This is a genomic window from Halomonas sp. LMYGS-3 (assembly GCF_059509875.1).
In genome coordinates, this window is the sequence record NZ_JCAKFQ010000030.1 from 37,228 (window position 1) to 54,572 (window position 17,345).

Here is a 17,345-nt window from a genome sequence, read left to right on the forward strand (position 1 = left end):
ATCAGGCGGCGAGCCCACCGACATAGAAGCCGTAGAAGAGCAGGACCAGCAGGGTGGCTGCCAGGGCCACCCTGACCTTCAGCGAGACGAGCAGTCGGCGAGACTGACTGTCGTCCCGCAGCAGGAAGCCGGCACCGGCAGCCAGGCTGGTCACCATGGACAGGAATACCAGGGCAATCAGGATTTTCAGCAACATGAGGCACTCCTTGGCTCGCAATGACACCCAGCATGCCTGTGCACGGCGGCGGCGGCAACGACTCTGGTGGGCATTCTGGTCACCGCTGGTACTGCTCGGGCTGATGCTGGGTGCCTGGCAGTGGGAACGTGCCGCCGAAAAGCGCGATTATCTGACGCGGCTCGACGCGGCTCCTCATCAGGTGGCGCCCCGTGACCGGCCGCCGGAGGGTGCACGGGTGACCCTGTCAGGGGAGTACCTGGCCGACCAGACGTTGTTTCTCGACAACCGCACCCTCGATGGCCGCCTCGGCGTCGCCGCGTTGACACCGTTGCGTGGTGACGATGGGCGGTTGTGGCTGGTGCAGCGCGGTTTCCTGGCCACCGGCACGACCCGTGATACACCGTCGGTCTCCACCCCATCCGGGCCGGTCACGCTGGAAGGTGACTGGCAACCGGCAGGTGACGGCGGCCCGTTGTTCGGCCCCAATCGCGAAGGGCAACGCTTGCAGCGCATCGACCTCGCCGCCTGGTCGCTCGACTTCGCCCATGACGGCTGGCTGCACCTTGCGTCCGGTCCCGGCCACCTCGATGCCTGGTGGACCCCTAACGTGATGCCGCCGAGTCGGCACCTCGGCTATGCCGTACAGTGGTGGGGGCTGGCCCTGGCCGCCGTCACGGTGATGCTGCTCGGCGGGCGGCGCCTGCGGCGTGACCGCGCCGAGTCGGCCACTTCCCCGCATCCCGATCCACTGCCATGCAAGGAGACGCGTCAATGAGCGCCATTCGTCATCCACGATTCAAGCTGCTGGCGCTGCTGGCCATCTTCGTGCTCCCGCTGCTGGTGGCCTGGGTCATGGTGACCTGGCGTATCGGCATCCCCGAGCAGCGCACCGCTCACGGTGAGCTCGAGCCGGACGTTCCGGCCCTGAGCCAGTGGCCGTTGGCCAGGCCGCTCGGGCCCTTGGAGGGCGGTGACTGGGTGCTGGCCTTCGACTGCGCCGGGGACTGCGAGGCGTTGGCCGACCAGTGGTGGCGATTGCACCGCGCGTTGGGAAGCGAGGCTCATCGGGTCAGTCGCCTGCGGATCGGCGGGGAGGGGCAGGCGCTGCCCGGCGAGGTGGTGGCCGAGTGGACCTCGTTGCCTGCTTGGCACAGGCCCGGTCAGCTGTGGGTGCTCGATCCCCGCGGCGATGCCGTGCTGGGCTACGCGTTCGGCGTCGAAGCCCGGGACGTACTGGACGATGTCAACAAGCTGCTGCGCATGAACCCGGAGGCCTCGGTGAAGAGCGGACGCCAGGTAGCGCAGCATTGACCAGGCCGCAGCAGTCGATAACGGATACGAGGTGGCGATGACGAAGCCGGAGAGCAGGTTGCGCCTGCTGATCAGCCTGAGCCTGATCGGGTTGCTGTTCACCATCGGGGTGATCCTGGTGGGTGTCTGGACGCGGTTGGTGGACGCCGGCCTGGGATGCCCGGACTGGCCGGGGTGTTACGGGCGTCTGGTGGTGCCGGATGCCGACCGGGCGCTCTCCCATAGTCCGGACGTGCCGCTGGAGAGCTTCAAGGCCTGGGTCGAGATGATACATCGTTACGTCGCGTCGACCCTGGGGGTGCTGGTGATCGCCCTGGTAATGCTGGGGGCGCCGCTGCGTCGCCGTGCCGGCTATCCCTGGGGAGTCAGCCTCGCACTGCTGGCCGTGATCCTGCTGCAGGGGGCCTTCGGCGCCTTTACCGTGACCCTCAAGCTGTGGCCCCAGGTGGTGACCCTTCACCTGCTGGGCGGTCTCACGGTGATGCTGCTGTTCCTGTGGCTGCACCTGCGCCTGCGGCGCTTCGCGGCAGGTGACCTGACGCTGGGCGGCGTGCCGGCGCCGCGGCGTGCCCTGACACCGCTCTGGGGGCTGGTCATGGTGCTGCTCCTGCTCCAGCTGGCCCTGGGAGGCTGGGTCTCCAGCAACTACGCCGGTATCGCCTGCCAGGGCTTCCCCACCTGCAACGGCCAGTGGTGGCCCGCTACCGACTGGAGCGAGGGGTTTCACCTGACCCAGACGGTCGGGCCCAACTATCTCCATGGCCAGCTGCACGCCGATGCCCGCACCGCGATCCACTTCGGCCATCGCCTGGGAGCGCTGGCGCTGGGCCTGGGGCTGCTGCTGCTGGCATGGCGTCACTGGCACGAGTGTCGCCTGCGCCCCTGGCTCGGCGCCCTGCTGGGCGGGTACGCTGTACAGCTGGGGTTGGGAATTGCCAATGTGCTGTTGTGGTTACCCCTCTGGCTGGCCTTGCTGCATACCGCCGGGGCGGTGGCCCTGGTGTTGATGATGGCCCTGGCCACCTGGGTGTGGCGGGAATCGGTGCCGAAACGCGAGAGACGACAACGGGCAGAGAAGGAGTGGGCACATGCCTAATGCGGTGATGGAGCGCGTCGAGTCGCTGGATGAGGCCCAGTGGGGCTGGCGGGACCTGGTGACCCTGTGCAAGCCGAGGGTCGTGGTGGTGATGCTGGCCTGTGCCCTGGTGGGAATGGCCCTGGCCAGCCCGATACTGCCGTCACTGTCGGTGGTGGCGTATGGCCTGGTCGGCATCGGCCTGGCGGCGGGAGGGGCCGCGGCCTTCAATCATGTGGTGGATCGCCGGCTGGATGCCATGATGCTGCGCACATCGCGTCGTCCGCTGGCATCGCGGCGCATGCCGACCACGGTGGCGCTGGGATGGGCGACGCTGCTTTCGGTGGCGGGGATCGGCCTGCTGGTCTGGCAGGTCAATGCCCTGACCGCCTGGCTGACGCTGGGCTCCCTGCTCGGTTATGCGCTGGTCTATACCGCCTTCCTCAAGCGGGCCACGCCCCAGAACATCGTCATCGGGGGCGTGGCCGGGGCGGCCCCCCCGCTGCTGGGGTGGACGGCGGTGACCGGCCAGCTCGGGCCGGAGCCGTTGCTGCTGATGCTGATCGTCTTTGCCTGGACCCCGCCCCATTTCTGGGCCCTGGCCATCCACAAGCGCGACGAGTACGCCCAGGCGGGCATTCCCATGCTGCCGGTGACCCACGGAGAGGCCTTCACCCGACTGCAGGTCTGGCTCTATGGCTGGCTCACCGTGGCGGTCACGCTGCTGCCGTTCGTCATCGGCATGAGCGGTGCCGTCTACCTGGTGGGGGTGATGGCGCTCAATGCCCGCTTCATGTTCTGGAACTGGAAGGTGTGGCGCGGCCAGGATCCGAAGGCGCCGCTGGCGGCGTTCTGGTTCTCGATCCGCTATATCCTCGGTGTCTTCGGCGTGCTGCTGCTGGATCACTACTCCCTCGCCTGGGCAGGGTAGGCGATCCGCAGCGGCGGACACAGGACGGGCCCGGCGATCGCCGGGCTCGCTGCGTTTGCGGGTGTGGCCTACCAGAGCGTGACGATCAGGAAGTAGGCCATCAGCGTGACCAGCACGGTGCTGACCAGGTTGAGCATGAAGCCGGCGCGGATCATCGACTGGATCTTCAGGTGCCCGGTGGCGAACACGATCGCATTGGGTGGCGTCGCGACCGGCATCATGAAGGCGCAGCTGGCGGCGATCGCGGCGGGTACCGTGATCAGCAGGGGGGAAATGCCCTGGGACAGGGCCAGGGCACCGAGCAGCGGCAGGAAGGCCGCGGCGGTGGCGGTGTTGGAGGTGATCTCGGTGAGGAAGATGATCACCAGTACCACCACGCCGACCATGGCGAGCAGCGGGAAGGTGCCGAAGATACCGAGCTGCTCGGCGATCCATTCGGCGAGGCCGGTGCGGGTGATGGCGCCGGCCAACGACAGCCCGCCACCGAACAGCAGCAGGATGCCCCAGGGCAGCTTCTGGGCTTCCTCCCAGACCATCAGTCGCTCGCCGTCGCCGCGGCCGCTCGGTATCAGGAACAGCGCGATGCCGGCGACGATGGCGATGCCGGTATCCGATAGCCAGTCCAGCCCCAGGTCGTTGAGCAGCGGACGCACCACCCAGGTCAGGGCGGCGAGCAGGAAGACGATACCGACCCGGCGCTCCGCCGGGGTCATCCGTCCGAGCCTGGCGAGTTCGTCGCGAATCATGCCGGCGCTGTCGTCGCCGGCGTTCAGGACGAAACCGTGGCGGGTCAGCCACCACCAGGCGCTGGCCATCATCGCGACGCTGATCGGCAGGCCGATCAACATCCACTGGGCGAAGCCGACGTCGATGCCACGCTCCGCGGCCAGGTAACCGGCCAGCAGGGCGTTGGGTGGAGTGCCGATCAGGGTCGCCACGCCGCCGATGCTGGCGGAGTAGGCGATGGCGAGCAGCAGGGCGGTGGCGTAGCGCTTGAGCTCGGCGGGGTCGCTGTCCTCCAGCAGGCTGAGGACCGAGATGCCGATCGGCAGCATCATGATGGTGGTGGCGGTATTGGAGACCCACATGCTGAGGAAGCCGGTGGCGATCATGAAGCCGGCGATCTGGCGTCGCGGCTGAGGCCCGACCACCTGGAGCACATGCAGGGCGATTCGCCGATGCAGGTTCCAGCGTTGCATGGCGATGCCGAGCAGGAATCCCCCCAGGAACAGGTAGATGATCGGGTTGGCGTAGCCGGACGCGGCCTCGCTCATGCTGCCGATGCCCAGGGCGGGCACCAGCGCCAGCGGCAGCAGCGAGGTGGCCGGGATCGGCACGGCTTCGGTCGACCACCAGGTGGCCATCAGCAGCGCCAGACCGACACAGGACCAGGCCGGCCCGCTCATTTCCGCCGGAGCCGGCAGCACCAGGGTCAGCAGGAGCCACAACGGACCGAGCCAGAGACCGAGGCGGCCGGCGGTGGAGGGACCCGGGACCATCTCGGGAGTGTCGTCGGTGGCTTGCATGAGGACTCCATGGCAACAAGCAATGCTAGGCAGCATAGCCGCTGCAGACTGGGCGGGGAGCGCGGATTCTACTCAAGTTGCCGGTCGGCTTCGGTCCCTTTTTCCGTGCGCCCGCGCTTGCGGGGACGGGAATACGGTCGGCGGGCCCACCGACCCGGCGGGGCGGGGATTGGGCTGTCACCGCTGGCCATGTAGAATGCGGCCCAGTCCAACGAGCCTCGTGGAGCCCCGATGACGACGACCACTGCGCTGATTCTGCTCGGTGTGGGCCTGGCGATCATCGCCGGCCTCGCCGCCTATGCCTTCACGCTCCGGCAGGAGCTACGCCGCCGCCGCGCCTTCCGCGAGGAGGAGGAGCGTCGGGCGCGTGAAAACTGTCTCGAGAACCTCGAGCTGGTGGCGTCGGCGCTGCTGCAGGAGCAGGTGGACGTGACCGAGGGGGCCTGGCGCTGCAAGGTGTTGCTGGAGATCCTCGACCCGCGACTGCCGGAACGCCCGACGTTCCAGGCCTTCGGCGAGGTCCATGCGCGGACCCGGCACCTGCATACGCATTCCGCCCGCGAGGCCCTCACCCCCAAGGAGCGCTTCCGGGAGGATCGCGAACGACTCGCCGTCGAGGACGAGATGCGCGGGGCCGTCCTGGAGGCGGCCAGGGCGGCGCTGGCCTTTCGTCGCGACTGGCCACAGAGCCTGCACTGAGCCGATGTGCCATCCGCGTTGATCGCACGCTGTTTGATTATCCGTGGCGTGCGGTACTGTTAGTGTCATAAGATGACGATTGAAAGATATACCGGGCTCCGGCAAGCTTGCAGCGCCAGGAAGGCGTCATCACTTGTCGAGTTCCGGTTTGACGGGTAGAACAGGGGGGCAGGGGAACATACCCCGGACCTCTCGACCGTCTGGATCACTTGGGAAAGGGGACTTGAGCTGCTTCCCCAGGAACTGAATCAAGAAGAAGGAGTTTTGAAAAATGAAAAATTCTACGACTGGCTTGTTGCTCGGCTCAGCGCTGGTGATCGGCCTAGCCGGCTGTGCCACGCCCAACACCAATCCCTCCTCGGATCGACCCTGGTACCAGCAGCCCGTGGTCTGCGGGATCGCCGGCGGCCTGATCGGCGGCGGTATCGGCTATGCCACCAGCGGCAGCTCCGATGAAGAGGAAGGTGCCGCCACCGGTACCGCCGCGGGTGCCGCCATCGGCGCCCTGCTGTGTGCCGACCGTCGCCCCGAGCCTGTTGCCGAGCCCGAGCCGGAGCCGATGCCCGAACCCGCGCCCGCCCCCGAGCCCGAGTTCGAGCCGGTGGTGCTCTCCAGCGAGGTCAACTTCGAGTTCGACCGTGCCGAGCTGCTTCCGCAGGCCGAGATCACCCTGGACGAGGTTGCTCACCGCCTGCGCCAGAACCCCGAGCTTCGCGTGCGCATCGAGGGTCACACCGACTCCGTCGGTTCCGCCGAGTACAACCAGGGGCTGTCCCAGCGTCGTGCCGAGTCCGTGCGTAACTACCTGATGTCCCAAGGTATCGCCGGCGACCGCATGACCGCCGTGGGTTACGGCGAGGAGCGCCCGGTGGCGACCAACGACACCGACGAGGGGCGTGCCCTGAACCGCCGCGTGGAGATCGATCGCCAGTGATCTGAGCGATCGGCCATGCCGAGAGTGCCGGACGGGGTTCCGTCCGGTTCCGGGGCGCCTCAGGGCGCCCCGGTCGTTTTCATGACCGTGGCATGGACGACCGCGCTTCTGGTAAGGTAGGCGCCTGCTGCGCCGGTCTCCGGCACCGTCTCACCCTCGTCGCTTCGCTGCGGCGGGGCGTGATGGTCGGGGAGGGTGTGGCCCGTTCATCGTTCATTACTTCGTTCATCGCGACATGTGGTCTCTCGTATGGGCCACCACTGCGCACAAGGACCCTTCATGCCCATCGTGACCCTGCCCGACGGCAGCCAGAGAACCTTCGACGAACCCCTTTCCGTGATGCAGCTGGCCGAGAGTATCGGGCCTGGCCTGGCCAAGGCCTGCGTGGCCGGCAAGATCGACGGCGTACCGGTGGATGCCGCCGACATCATCGACCGCGATGCCACGGTGGCGATCCTCACCGCCCGCGATCCGGAAGGCCTGGAAGTCATCCGCCACTCCTGCGCCCACCTGATCGGCCATGCCGTCAAGCAGCTCTATCCCGAGGCCAGGATGGCCATCGGGCCGGTGATCGACGATGGTTTCTACTACGACATCGATTTCGGCCGCTCGGTGACCCCGGAGGATCTCGAGGCCATCGAGGAGCGCATGAAGGTGCTCATCGACAGCGAGTACGACGTGGTGCGCGAGTACGTCGATCGCGACCGTGCGATGCTCACCTTCCTGCACCGCGACGAGCCCTACAAGCAGGAGATCGTGCGCGAGATTCCCGAGGGAGAGACCATCCGTCTCTACCATCACGATGAGTACGTCGACATGTGCCGGGGCCCTCACGTGCCCAATACCCGTCACCTGAAGGCGTTCAAGCTGACCAAGCTGGCCGGTGCCTACTGGCGCGGCGATGCCTCCAAGCCGATGCTGACTCGCATCTACGGCACGGCCTGGGGCGACAAGAAGCAGCTCAAGGCCTATCTCAAGCGCCTCGAGGAGGCCGAGAAGCGCGATCACCGCAAGCTGGCCAAGAAGATGGACCTCTTCCACCTGCAGGAGGAGGCGCCGGGGATGGTCTTCTGGCACCCCAATGGCTGGACCCTGTATCAGGCCCTGGAGCAGTACATGCGGCGGGTGCAGGTCGAGAACGGTTATCAGGAGATCAAGACCCCCCAGATCGTCGACCTGTCGCTGTGGAAGAAGTCCGGCCACTGGGGGCACTACAGCGACATGATGTTCACCACCGAGTCGGAGAAGCGCGACTACGCGGTCAAGCCGATGAACTGTCCCTGCCACGTGCAGGTGTTCAATCAGGGGCTGAAGAGTTACCGTGACCTGCCGCTGCGCCTGGCCGAGTTCGGCAGCTGCCATCGCAACGAGCCGTCGGGTGCCCTGCATGGCTTGATGCGGGTGCGCGGCTTCACCCAGGACGACGCCCATATCTTCTGCACCGAAGGGCAGATCCAGGCCGAGGCCGAGGCCTTCATCGCCCTGACCATGAAGGTCTACCGGGAACTCGGCTTCGAGGACGTGGAGCTCAAGCTCTCCACCCGCCCCGACGGGGAGCTGATGGGGGAGCCGGCGATGTGGGATCGTGCCGAGGCGGGGCTCGAGGCGGCATTGAACGCTACCGGACTCGACTGGGAGCTGCAGCCGGGCGAGGGTGCCTTCTATGGACCCAAGATCGAGTTCGCCCTGCGCGATTGCCTCAACCGGGTCTGGCAGTGTGGTACCCTGCAACTGGATTTCAACCTGCCGGGTCGCCTCGGTGCCCAGTTCGTCGACGAGGACGGGGTGCGCAAGACCCCGGTGATGCTGCATCGGGCGATACTGGGCTCCTTCGAGCGCTTCATCGGCATCCTCATCGAGCACTACGCCGGGGCCATGCCGTTGTGGCTGGCGCCGCAGCAGGCCGTGGTGATGACCATCACCGATGCACAGCGTGATTATGCCTCGCAACTCGAGCACCGCTTGCAGAAAATCGGCCTACGCGTCAAGGCGGACTTGAGGAACGAGAAGATCGGCTTTAAAATTCGCGAGCATACGTTGCAGAAAGTTCCCTATCTCCTGGTGGTGGGGGATAAGGAAGTCGAGGCCGACTCGGTGGCCGTGCGCACGCGCACCGGCGAGAATCTCGGAACCATGACGGTCAGTGACCTCATCGAGCGTCTGAGTGCCGAACTCGGCTGACGACATCGTCAATTGTCTTAAGGAGACGTAGCGATCAAGCGAAGCAACCCAAGAGGGCGCGTTCAGGACAAGCGCCCCCCGATGAACGAGCGTATTACCGAGGATCAGGTTCGCCTGATCGACAGCGACGGCGAACAGCTGGGCGTCGTACCCACCAGCGAAGCGCTGGAGCGTGCCGAAGCCGCCGGTATGGACCTCGTGCAGATTTCCAACGCCGATCCGATCGTCTGCAAGATCATGGACTACGGCAAATTCGTCTTCGAGCAGAAGAAGCAGAAGTCGGCTCAGAAGAAGAAGACGAAGCAGATCCAGGTCAAGGAAGTCAAGTTCCGGCCTGGCACCGACGAGGGCGACTATCAGGTCAAGCTGAAGAACCTGACGCGCTTCCTCGAAGGTGGCGACAAGGGCAAGGTCACGCTGCGTTTTCGCGGCCGTGAAATGGCGCACCAGGACATCGGTCGCAAGCTGATGGAGCGGATCGCCGCGGACCTCGAGGAGATCGGGACCGTGGAGTCCTTCCCCAAGATGGAAGGGCGCCAGATGATCATGATCATTGCCCCCAAGAAGAAGTGATCCGACGGCCAGTCGAACGGTCGGGAGACGCCTGCGTCTCTCGTCGGCCCCGGGTTTTCTGAAAAACCTCGAGCGGAGTTAGTCTCATGCCGAAAATCAAGAGCAACAGCGGCGCTGCCAAGCGCTTCAAGAAGACGGCCAACGGCTTCAAGCGCAAGCAGTCGTTCCGTAGCCACATCCTGACCAAGAAGTCCACCAAGCGGAAGCGTCAACTGCGTGGCATGCAGCAGGTTCACGACGCCGACAAGGCCCTCGTACAGCGCATGCTGCCGAACCTGTAACCCTTGGTAGACCCCCTTAACGTCAGGAGATAGCTATGACTCGTGTCAAGCGTGGCGTCGTTGCCCGTCGCCGTCACAAGAAGATTCTCAAGCAGGCCAAGGGGTACTATGGTGCCCGTTCGCGCGTTTTCCGCGTGGCCAAGCAGGCCGTCATCAAGGCCGGCCAGTACGCCTACCGCGACCGCCGCCAGCGCAAGCGCCAGTTCCGCGCCCTGTGGATCCAGCGTATCAACGCCGGTGCGCGGCAGCACGGTCTCTCCTACAGCCGCTTCGTCGGTGGCCTGAAGAAGGCCGGTATCGAGATCGATCGCAAGGTGCTGGCCGACCTGGCCGTCAACGAGAAGGCTGCCTTTGCCGCCATCGTCGAGAAGGCCAAGGCTGCCCAGTAAGTGACATCGACCGCGTCCGTGCCGGTAGACGCCGGCCGGTCGCCGGCGTCGCAGGGGAAGAGCAGCCGCTCTTCCCCTGTTTTTTTGCAAGCGACATCATTGCAGGACCACAGACTTCGGAGCTCAACGGATGGACCATCTTCCCACTCTGGTCACCGAGGCTCGCCACGCCATCCAGACCGCCGACAGCATCCCGGCCCTGGAAGAGCTGCGGGTGCGTTATCTCGGCAAGAAGGGCGAGATCACCGCATTGCTAAAGGGGCTCGGCAAGCTGCCGGCGGACGAGCGCCCGGCGGCGGGTGAGCGCATCAACCAGGCCAAGCAGGCCCTCGCCGAGGAGCTCGAGGGGCGACGCCATGCCCTGGACAAGGCCGCGCTCGAGGCGCGTCTCGCCGCCGAACGCCTCGACGTGACCCTGCCGGGCCGGGGCCAGCCCAGTGGCGGGCTGCATCCGGTGACCCTGACCCTGGAGCGCATCGAGGGGCTCTTCACCCGCATCGGCTTCGATGTGGCGGTCGGTCCGGAGATCGAGGACGACTACCATAACTTCGAGGCGCTCAATATCCCGGCCCACCACCCAGCCCGCAGCATGGCGGATACCTTCTACTTCGATGCGACCCACCTGCTGCGCACCCATACCTCGCCGGTGCAGGTGCGGACCATGAAGGAACAGGCGCCGCCGATTCGTATCGTCTGTCCGGGGCGGGTCTACCGCAGCGACTCCGACCTGACCCACACGCCGATGTTCAACCAGGTGGAAGGGCTGCTGGTCGACGAGGACGTCAGTTTCGCCGACCTCAAGGGCACCATCGAGGACTTCCTGCACGCCTTCTTCGAGCGTGACGACCTCTCGGTGCGCTTCCGCCCCTCCTACTTCCCCTTCACCGAGCCCTCCGCCGAGGTCGACATCCAGTGCGTGATGTGTGGCGGCGACGGCTGTCGGGTCTGCTCCCACAGCGGCTGGCTGGAGGTGATGGGGTGCGGCATGGTGCATCCGGAGGTGTTCCGTCACTCGGGCATCGACGCCGAGCGCTACACGGGTTTCGCCTTCGGCATGGGGGTCGAGCGCCTGGCGATGCTGCGCTACGGGGTCAACGACCTGCGCCTGTTCTTCGACAACGACCTGCGCTTCCTGCGCCAGTTCGCCTGATCTCGCGGCGTTACACGAACCTTGGCAGAACACAGGATTGACCATGAAATTTTCCGAACAGTGGCTGCGTGACTGGGTCTCGCCGGCCCTCGCCACCCAGGCCCTGGCCGACCAGATCACCATGGCCGGGTTGGAAGTGGACGCGGTGGAGCCGGTGGCCGCGGCCTTCGATGGCGTGGTGGTGGCCGCGGTGGTCGAGAAGTCGCCGCACCCCGACGCCGACAAGCTGAACGTCTGCCGGCTCGACGATGGCGGCGGCGAGACGGTTCAGGTGGTGTGCGGCGCGGCCAATGTCGCGGTGGGCCAGAAGGTGGCCTTCGCCCGGGTCGGTGCGGTGCTGCCTGGCGACTTCAAGACTCCTGGTTTGAAAATCAGGAAGGCGAAGCTGCGTGGCGTCGAGTCGCGCGGCATGATCTGCTCCGCCTCGGAGCTGGGGCTCGAGGAGGAGACCTCCCACGGCATCCTCGAGCTGCCGGCCGACGCCCCGGCAGGCGAGAACTTCCGTACCTTCATGGGCCTCGACGACCATACCATCGAGGTGGACCTCACCCCGAACCGCGGCGACTGCCTGAGCATCAAGGGCATGGCCCGCGAGGTCGGGGTGCTCAACCGCCTGCCGGTCGAGGGGCCGGCCATCGCGCCGGTGACGCCCACGCATGACGAGACCTTTCCGGTCCGCGTCGAGGATGGCGAGCGCTGCCCACGCTATCTTGGTCGCCTGATCAAGGGGGTCGACGTGAGCGCCGAGACGCCGCTATGGATGGTCGAGCGGCTGCGGCGCAGTGGGGTGCGGAGCATCGACCCGGTGGTCGACGTCACCAACTACGTGATGCTCGAGCTGGGGCAGCCGCTGCACGCCTTCGACCTGGCCAACCTGGACGGGGCGGTGGTCGTACGCCTGGCCCGCGAGGGGGAGCGCCTGGTGCTGCTCGACGGCCAGGAGATCACCCTGACCGACGCCACCCTGGTGATCGCCGACGAGCGGGGGCCGCTGGCCATCGCCGGGGTGATGGGGGGCGAACACTCCGGGGTCAGCCTCGAGACCCGCGATATCTTCCTCGAGTCGGCCTTCTTCTCGCCGCTGGCGGTGGCCGGTCAGGCACGCTCCTACGGCCTGCACACCGATGCCTCGCACCGCTTCGAGCGCGGCGTCGACTCGGAGCTGGCCCGGGAGGCCGCCGAGCGGGCCACGGCCCTGCTGCTCGAGATCGCCGGTGGCGAGCCGGGGCCGATCGTCGAGGCCGCGAGCCCCGCGCATCTGCCCGGCGAGCGTCGGGTATCGCTGCGTGCGGGCCGCCTCGAGCAGGCCCTGGGCAAGGCACTGCCGGCCGACGAGGTCAGGGAGATCCTCGAGCGCCTCGGGATGACGGTAGAGGAGTCCGTCGAGGGGTGGTCGACCCGGGCGCCGAGCTGGCGCTTCGATATCGCCATCGAGGAGGACCTGATCGAGGAGTTGGCGCGCATCCATGGCTACAACCGCCTGCCGGTACGCCGCCCGGCGGCACGCCTGTCGCTGCGTCCCGACCAGGAGGCGCGCCCCCCGCTGGGGCGGCTGCGGCGCCAGATGGTCGCCAGGGGCTACCAGGAGGCGGTGACCTACAGCTTCGTCTCCCCGGAGCTGCAGCAGGCGCTGCTGCCCGAGGCGGTGTCGCCGGTACTGGCCAATCCCATCTCCAGCGACCTGTCGGTGATGCGGGCGAGCCTCTTCCCCGGCCTGGTGCGGGCCCTGCAGCACAACCTCAATCGTCAGCAGGGCCGGGTACGGCTGTTCGAGACCGGCCTGGTCTTCCGCGGCGAACTCGACGACCTGCACCAGACGCCGATGCTCGGTGCCCTGGCGTGCGGTTCCCGCGAGCCCGAGGGCTGGGCCGGCGACAAGGCGCCGGTCGACTTCTTCGATCTCAAGGGCGACCTGGAGAGCCTGCAGACGATGGGCGGCGAGCCCGAGGCCTGGCGCTTCGAACCCGGCGATCACCCGGCGCTGCACCCGGGACAGTGCGCGCGCATCCTGTATCGCGGCGAGGAGGCTGGCTGGATCGGCACCCTGCACCCGGCGGTGCGCTCGCAACTGGGCCTGAAGGTCGACGCGCTGTTGTTCGAGGTGCGCCTGGATGCCCTGACCCGTGGTCGGGTGCCGGCCTTCACGCCGCTGTCACGTTATCCCGAGGTGCGTCGCGACCTGGCCTTCCTGGTCGACGAGTCGCTGCCGGTTCAGGCGTTGCTCGACACCATCCGGGGGCAGGCGGGGGAGTGGCTGGTGGAGTCGCGACTGTTCGACGTCTACCAGGGCCAGGGGGTGCCGGAAGGGCGCAAGAGTGTCGCCCTGGGCTTGACCTGGCAGCATCCTTCGCGCACGCTGAATGACGATGAAATCAATCAGTTGGTAGACGCCATCGTTGCCGAATCGCGCCAGCACCTGGATGCGGAACTGCGTGGCTAGTCGCTTGGGTGGTTATCTGGACGGCCGCATGGCTCGCATGGATAGTCAGGCGAGCGAGGCCGTCGCGAGCCGGCCGGCGGGGCGGATCCACCATGAGGGAGTGAACATGGGTGCATTGACCAAGGCGGAACTGGCCGAACATCTGCACGCCGAACTCGGCCTCTCCAAGCGCGAGGCCAAGTCCATGGTGGAGGCCTTCTTCGAGGAGATTCGTGCCTGCCTGCGCGAGAACGAGCAGGTCAAGCTGTCGGGCTTCGGCAACTTCGACCTGCGTGACAAGCGTGAGCGACCGGGTCGCAACCCGAAGACCGGCGAGGAGATTCCCATCTCGGCGCGTCGGGTGGTGACCTTCCGGCCCGGCCAGAAGCTCAAGAGCCAGGTCGAGGGCTACCACGGCGATGCGCCCTGAGCGGAGGCGGACCTCACCAGTGACAACGCCACCCATCGGGTGGCGTTGTCGTGTCGGCAGGGCGATCAGACGCCGCCGTTTTCCATCATCCAGGTGATGACCACCTTGAACAGGTAGCCCATCATGCCGGCGCCGAGGACGACGAACAGCATGAGGGTGCCGAAGCGTCCGGCCCGGGACTTGCGTGCCAGGTCCCAGATGATGAAGGACATGAAGAGGATCAGGCCGCCGATCATGACCGGTGTGACCCAGGCCTCGAAAATCTGCTGCATATCGCCTCCGGGCAGGGGAAGACCCGAGCATTATACTCGGCCATTGCCGAGGGCGCAGGGTGTCCGGCTGCGGCCTGGTGTCCCACCCGCCACCGCAGGGCAATCGCAGTTGAATGTAGCGAGGGGCGCCGGGGGCAGGCCGAAGAGGAGGTCCTACGCCAGGGATGGCGTCGGTAGCGCCCATGGAGGGGTTTACAGCGCCTCCTCGCAGGCCTGCCGACGTATCAGCCCCGAGCACTGCTGCTATCGGCGATAGTCCTGCCCACCACCGCGGTCGGGATGCGCCACGGCCCCGTGGCATGTTAATATCCGAGCGAAATTCTCAGGTAAATCCATGACATGCCCATGCTGAAGATCTTCGTCGGAACCATGTATGGCGGCGCGCTGGACGTCGCGGAACAGGTCAAGCCGCTGTTCGAGCAGGCCGGCTATGAGGTGTCCATCTTCGACCAGCCGACCCTGGAGGATCTGGTCGGCTCGCCCACCGACCTGGCGCTGTTCTGCGTCTCCACCACCGGCAGCGGCGACTACCCGGGCAACTTCGTGCCCTTCGTGCGCGCCATCGACGAGCAGTCGCCGTCGCTCGCCGACCTGCGCTACGGGCTGATCGCCCTCGGCGACAGTTCCTACGGCGATACCTTCTGCGGCGCCGGGCGCAGCCTCGACGAGCTGCTCGAGGGGCAGGGCGCCGTGCGCCTCGGCGAGCGCCTCGAGGTCGATGCCATGGAGACCTTCATGGCCGACGATGCGGCGCTCCCCTGGGCCGAGGAGTGGATCGAGACCCAGCAGTTGAAGGTGGCCTGACATGGGGGCCCAGCCGACGCCCGAGCGGCTCAGCCTGATGCTGGGCCTGGTGGCGTTGATGCTGGCCACCGTCCCCCGTTTCCTGGCGAGCGGCCACGATACCCGCCTGACGCTGATCCTGATCGCCGTGGCGGTGGTGGGCACAGTGGCCTTTTTTCACTGGCGAATGCTGGAGCGCGAGGCTCGACGGCGCCTGCCGCGCCTGCTCGCGAGGCTGGGGCTCAGCCTGCTGGCCGGGCTCGCCGGCATGGGCCTCTGGCATGCCCTGTTCACCGACTGGATCAGCTGGCAGCTGTTGATCGCCCACGGCGCCACCCTCGGCTTGTTGCTGCACGCCCTCTGGCTCTGGTGGCGGGCCGAGAGGGCGTGAGGGGCGTGGGTCACGCCAGCCGGTAGCAGGGCTCGTAGTCGCCGGTGAGCTTCATGCGGCCCTGGGCCACGAAGGAGGTAAGCAGCTCGTCGAGGCGGGTCATCAGTTCCGGCTCGGCGTGCAGGTCGAAGGGGCCGTGGGCCTTGATGGCGTGAATACCCTGCTCCTTGACGTTGCCGGCGACGATGCCCGAGAAGGCGCGACGCAGGTTGGCGGCCAGCTCGTGTACCGGCTGCTGGCGATGCAGGGCCAGGCTCGCCATCGCCTCGTGGGTGGGGGCGAAGGGTTCCTGGAAGTGCCGGTCGATGTTCAGCCGCCAGTTGTAATAGAAGGCGTCCTGGCGGGTCTTGCGGTAGTCGGTCACGGCATCGATCCCCTTGCGCATGGTACGTGCCACTTCGGTGGGGGCGTCGATGATGATGCGGTAGTGTCGGCGGACGGCCTCGCCCAGGGTGTAGACCAGAAACTCGTCGATGCGCCGAAAGTAGTCGGCGGAGTCCGCAGGGCCGGTGAAGATCACCGGCAGCTCCATGTCGGCATTGTCCGGATGCAGCAGGATCCCCAGCAGGTAGAGGATCTCCTCGGCGGTGCCCACACCGCCCGGGAAGACGATGATGCCGTGGCCCAGGCGCACGAAGGCCTCCAGGCGCTTCTCGATATCGGGCATCACCACCAGTTCGTTGACGATGGGATTGGGGGCCTCGGCGGCGATGATGCCGGGCTCCGAGACCCCCAGGTAGCGGCCCTGGGAGCGTCGCTGCTTGGCGTGGGCCACGTTGGCGCCCTTCATCGGCCCCTTCATGGCGCCGGGCCCGCACCCGGTGCAGATGTCCAGCTCCCGCAGGCCCAGGTGGTAGCCCACGTCCTTGCTGTATTCGTACTCCTCCCGGGAGATCGAGTGGCCGCCCCAGCACACCACCAGGCTGGGGTCGCGGCCCGGCTTCAGGGTGCCGGCCTTGCGCAGGATATGGAACACCGCGTTGGTGGTACCCTCGCCGGTGGAGAGATCGAAGCGCCGGTGGGTCTGGATCTCGTTGTAGACGTAGACGATGTCGCGCAGGATCGAGGAGAGGTGCTCCCGGATGCCGCGGATCATCTTGCCGTCGACGAAGGCCTCGGCCGGGGCGTTGGTGAGCTTGAGGCGCACGCCGCGGTCCTGCGGGATCACCTCGATGTCGAAGTCCTGGTAGGCCTCCATCAGCGCCACGCTGTCGTCGGTGGGGTTGCCGCAGTTGAGCACGGCCAGGGCACAGCGGCGCAGCAGGTCGTGCAGCCCGGTGCGGGAGGTGTCGTGGAGGCGACTGACCTCGTGCTGGGAGAGGATCTCCAGACTGCCTTCCGGCGAAATGGTACTGGAAATGGTATCGGGCATCCTGGGCGTCCCTGTCGTGAAAGGAGTCATGTCTGGCGATGCTACCATGTCCCGTTGACGGGGCGCAGCGGTGCGACGGGGCAGGCGAGCTGGTAGAATGCGGGCCAGGAGCCTGTCGGACTTAACGCTGATCTACTGCGAGAGCCGGTCTATCGGCCAACTTCATTCGATCTGATTCGTTAAATAGCGGGCTATTCGCCTCATCAGATCGATAAACTTGTCTCGAAATCCGACTCTCTCGCGACGATCGGTCAAATCCGACAGGCTCCTGGTATGGATTGACCTGTCAAGGGTTCGGTTGTCTCTGCTTCATGTCGTCGTCCTCAATGCCTACGGATCAGGGAGCGAGGGGCAATCAGCGACGGTGGATCTCTCTGGTATTCGTGGGTTGGGTACCGACCTGTCATCACTTCGTCGCGGAGCTACCCTGGTCTAGTGGCGAGGGTCACC

The 17,345-nt window shown here is 66.5% G+C and carries 19 protein-coding genes; 15 read left to right on the plus strand and 4 right to left on the minus strand.

Annotated features, from left to right (window positions below; genetic code table 11):
• Position 1: 1 nt before the first annotated feature.
• Positions 2-196 (minus strand): DUF2909 family protein, encoded by a 195-nt coding sequence (locus tag AC5W54_RS19625; RefSeq protein WP_495963789.1) that lies wholly within the window; start codon positions 194-196, stop codon positions 2-4.
• A 10-nt stretch (positions 197-206) separates the two neighbouring features.
• Between AC5W54_RS19625 and AC5W54_RS19630 the strand changes: the two genes are divergently transcribed.
• From AC5W54_RS19630 to cyoE, 4 genes are read left to right on the plus strand one after another with little or no spacing between them, the layout of a single operon-like run.
• Positions 207-953, plus strand: coding sequence for an SURF1 family protein (locus AC5W54_RS19630; protein WP_495963790.1), 747 nt, complete (start codon positions 207-209; stop codon positions 951-953).
• Positions 950-1,489 (plus strand): redox-active disulfide-containing membrane protein, encoded by a 540-nt coding sequence (locus tag AC5W54_RS19635; RefSeq protein WP_495963791.1) that lies wholly within the window; start codon positions 950-952, stop codon positions 1,487-1,489. The genes AC5W54_RS19630 and AC5W54_RS19635 overlap by 4 nt, the downstream gene beginning before the upstream one ends.
• Before the next feature lie 37 nt (positions 1,490-1,526).
• Positions 1,527-2,585, plus strand: a complete 1,059-nt coding sequence (locus AC5W54_RS19640) for a COX15/CtaA family protein (RefSeq protein ID WP_495963792.1) — start codon at positions 1,527-1,529, stop codon at positions 2,583-2,585.
• Positions 2,578-3,495 carry a heme o synthase gene (gene cyoE, locus AC5W54_RS19645; RefSeq protein WP_495963793.1) on the plus strand — a complete coding sequence of 306 codons (918 nt, stop codon included), beginning with the start codon at positions 2,578-2,580 and terminating at the stop codon, positions 3,493-3,495. The genes AC5W54_RS19640 and cyoE overlap by 8 nt, the downstream gene beginning before the upstream one ends.
• A 68-nt stretch (positions 3,496-3,563) precedes the next feature.
• Here the strand turns inward: cyoE and AC5W54_RS19650 are convergent, their stop codons facing one another.
• Complete coding sequence (locus tag AC5W54_RS19650; RefSeq protein ID WP_495963794.1) at positions 3,564-5,021, minus strand: SLC13 family permease; 1,458 nt, start codon at positions 5,019-5,021, stop codon at positions 3,564-3,566.
• Between the two features lie 231 nt (positions 5,022-5,252).
• Here AC5W54_RS19650 and AC5W54_RS19655 point away from each other — a divergent pair, with 231 nt between their 5' ends.
• The 9 genes from AC5W54_RS19655 (at position 5,253) to AC5W54_RS19695 (ending at position 14,077) form a co-directional block, all read left to right on the plus strand.
• Positions 5,253-5,720 (plus strand): DUF2489 domain-containing protein, encoded by a 468-nt coding sequence (locus AC5W54_RS19655; protein ID WP_495963795.1) that lies wholly within the window; start codon positions 5,253-5,255, stop codon positions 5,718-5,720.
• Positions 5,721-5,991: 271 nt separating this feature from the next.
• Positions 5,992-6,654 (plus strand): OmpA family protein, encoded by a 663-nt coding sequence (locus AC5W54_RS19660; protein ID WP_495963796.1) that lies wholly within the window; start codon positions 5,992-5,994, stop codon positions 6,652-6,654.
• A gap of 279 nt (positions 6,655-6,933) precedes the next feature.
• Positions 6,934-8,835, plus strand: a complete 1,902-nt coding sequence (gene thrS, locus AC5W54_RS19665) for a threonine--tRNA ligase (protein ID WP_495963797.1) — start codon at positions 6,934-6,936, stop codon at positions 8,833-8,835.
• A 33-nt stretch (positions 8,836-8,868) separates the two neighbouring features.
• Positions 8,869-9,408: a translation initiation factor IF-3 gene (infC, locus tag AC5W54_RS19670; protein ID WP_421413351.1), complete on the plus strand. Its 540-nt coding sequence runs from the start codon at positions 8,869-8,871 to the stop codon at positions 9,406-9,408.
• Between the two features lie 86 nt (positions 9,409-9,494).
• Complete coding sequence (rpmI, locus tag AC5W54_RS19675; RefSeq protein WP_016415059.1) at positions 9,495-9,689, plus strand: 50S ribosomal protein L35; 195 nt, start codon at positions 9,495-9,497, stop codon at positions 9,687-9,689.
• A gap of 35 nt (positions 9,690-9,724) precedes the next feature.
• A complete protein-coding gene (gene rplT, locus AC5W54_RS19680) occupies positions 9,725-10,078 on the plus strand; it encodes a 50S ribosomal protein L20 (protein WP_013332273.1) in 354 nt (117 codons plus the stop codon).
• Positions 10,079-10,208: 130 nt separating this feature from the next.
• Positions 10,209-11,228, plus strand: coding sequence for a phenylalanine--tRNA ligase subunit alpha (gene pheS, locus AC5W54_RS19685; protein ID WP_495963798.1), 1,020 nt, complete (start codon positions 10,209-10,211; stop codon positions 11,226-11,228).
• A 43-nt stretch (positions 11,229-11,271) separates the two neighbouring features.
• The gene (pheT, locus tag AC5W54_RS19690; RefSeq protein WP_495963799.1) at positions 11,272-13,668 is read left to right on the plus strand and encodes a phenylalanine--tRNA ligase subunit beta; all 2,397 of its coding nucleotides are present in this window, start codon (positions 11,272-11,274) and stop codon (positions 13,666-13,668) included.
• A gap of 37 nt (positions 13,669-13,705) precedes the next feature.
• Positions 13,706-14,077 (plus strand): integration host factor subunit alpha, encoded by a 372-nt coding sequence (locus AC5W54_RS19695; protein ID WP_495963804.1) that lies wholly within the window; start codon positions 13,706-13,708, stop codon positions 14,075-14,077.
• 65 nt (positions 14,078-14,142) lie between these two features.
• Here AC5W54_RS19695 and AC5W54_RS19700 read toward each other — a convergent pair whose 3' ends face one another.
• Positions 14,143-14,349: a DUF2788 domain-containing protein gene (locus AC5W54_RS19700; RefSeq protein WP_495963800.1), complete on the minus strand. Its 207-nt coding sequence runs from the start codon at positions 14,347-14,349 to the stop codon at positions 14,143-14,145.
• Positions 14,350-14,688: 339 nt separating this feature from the next.
• Here AC5W54_RS19700 and AC5W54_RS19705 point away from each other — a divergent pair, with 339 nt between their 5' ends.
• Positions 14,689-15,153, plus strand: coding sequence for a flavodoxin domain-containing protein (locus AC5W54_RS19705; protein WP_495963801.1), 465 nt, complete (start codon positions 14,689-14,691; stop codon positions 15,151-15,153).
• A 1-nt stretch (position 15,154) separates the two neighbouring features.
• Entirely contained in the window at positions 15,155-15,523 is a 369-nt protein-coding gene (locus AC5W54_RS19710; RefSeq protein ID WP_495963802.1) for a hypothetical protein, read from the plus strand.
• A 10-nt stretch (positions 15,524-15,533) separates the two neighbouring features.
• Here AC5W54_RS19710 and ppnN read toward each other — a convergent pair whose 3' ends face one another.
• Entirely contained in the window at positions 15,534-16,895 is a 1,362-nt protein-coding gene (gene ppnN / locus AC5W54_RS19715; protein ID WP_495963803.1) for a nucleotide 5'-monophosphate nucleosidase PpnN, read from the minus strand.
• Positions 16,896-17,345 lie beyond the last annotated feature (450 nt).

Bases quoted from the DNA above. Each gene is read 5' to 3' on its own strand.
- ppnN (WP_495963803.1), bottom strand. From the start codon at position 16,895: ATGCCCGATACCATTTCCAGTACCATTTCGCCGGAAGGCAGTCTGGAG.
- AC5W54_RS19635 (WP_495963791.1), top strand. From the start codon at position 950: ATGAGCGCCATTCGTCATCCACGATTCAAGCTGCTGGCGCTGCTGGCC.
- AC5W54_RS19625 (WP_495963789.1), bottom strand. From the start codon at position 196: ATGTTGCTGAAAATCCTGATTGCCCTGGTATTCCTGTCCATGGTGACC.
- AC5W54_RS19640 (WP_495963792.1), top strand. From the start codon at position 1,527: ATGACGAAGCCGGAGAGCAGGTTGCGCCTGCTGATCAGCCTGAGCCTG.
- AC5W54_RS19705 (WP_495963801.1), top strand. From the start codon at position 14,689: ATGCCCATGCTGAAGATCTTCGTCGGAACCATGTATGGCGGCGCGCTG.
- pheT (WP_495963799.1), top strand. From the start codon at position 11,272: ATGAAATTTTCCGAACAGTGGCTGCGTGACTGGGTCTCGCCGGCCCTC.
- rpmI (WP_016415059.1), top strand. From the start codon at position 9,495: ATGCCGAAAATCAAGAGCAACAGCGGCGCTGCCAAGCGCTTCAAGAAG.
- AC5W54_RS19695 (WP_495963804.1), top strand. From the start codon at position 13,706: ATGGATAGTCAGGCGAGCGAGGCCGTCGCGAGCCGGCCGGCGGGGCGG.
- AC5W54_RS19655 (WP_495963795.1), top strand. From the start codon at position 5,253: ATGACGACGACCACTGCGCTGATTCTGCTCGGTGTGGGCCTGGCGATC.
- AC5W54_RS19650 (WP_495963794.1), bottom strand. From the start codon at position 5,021: ATGCAAGCCACCGACGACACTCCCGAGATGGTCCCGGGTCCCTCCACC.
- rplT (WP_013332273.1), top strand. From the start codon at position 9,725: ATGACTCGTGTCAAGCGTGGCGTCGTTGCCCGTCGCCGTCACAAGAAG.
- pheS (WP_495963798.1), top strand. From the start codon at position 10,209: ATGGACCATCTTCCCACTCTGGTCACCGAGGCTCGCCACGCCATCCAG.
- thrS (WP_495963797.1), top strand. From the start codon at position 6,934: ATGCCCATCGTGACCCTGCCCGACGGCAGCCAGAGAACCTTCGACGAA.
- AC5W54_RS19700 (WP_495963800.1), bottom strand. From the start codon at position 14,349: ATGCAGCAGATTTTCGAGGCCTGGGTCACACCGGTCATGATCGGCGGC.
- cyoE (WP_495963793.1), top strand. From the start codon at position 2,578: ATGCCTAATGCGGTGATGGAGCGCGTCGAGTCGCTGGATGAGGCCCAG.
- AC5W54_RS19660 (WP_495963796.1), top strand. From the start codon at position 5,992: ATGAAAAATTCTACGACTGGCTTGTTGCTCGGCTCAGCGCTGGTGATC.
- AC5W54_RS19710 (WP_495963802.1), top strand. From the start codon at position 15,155: ATGGGGGCCCAGCCGACGCCCGAGCGGCTCAGCCTGATGCTGGGCCTG.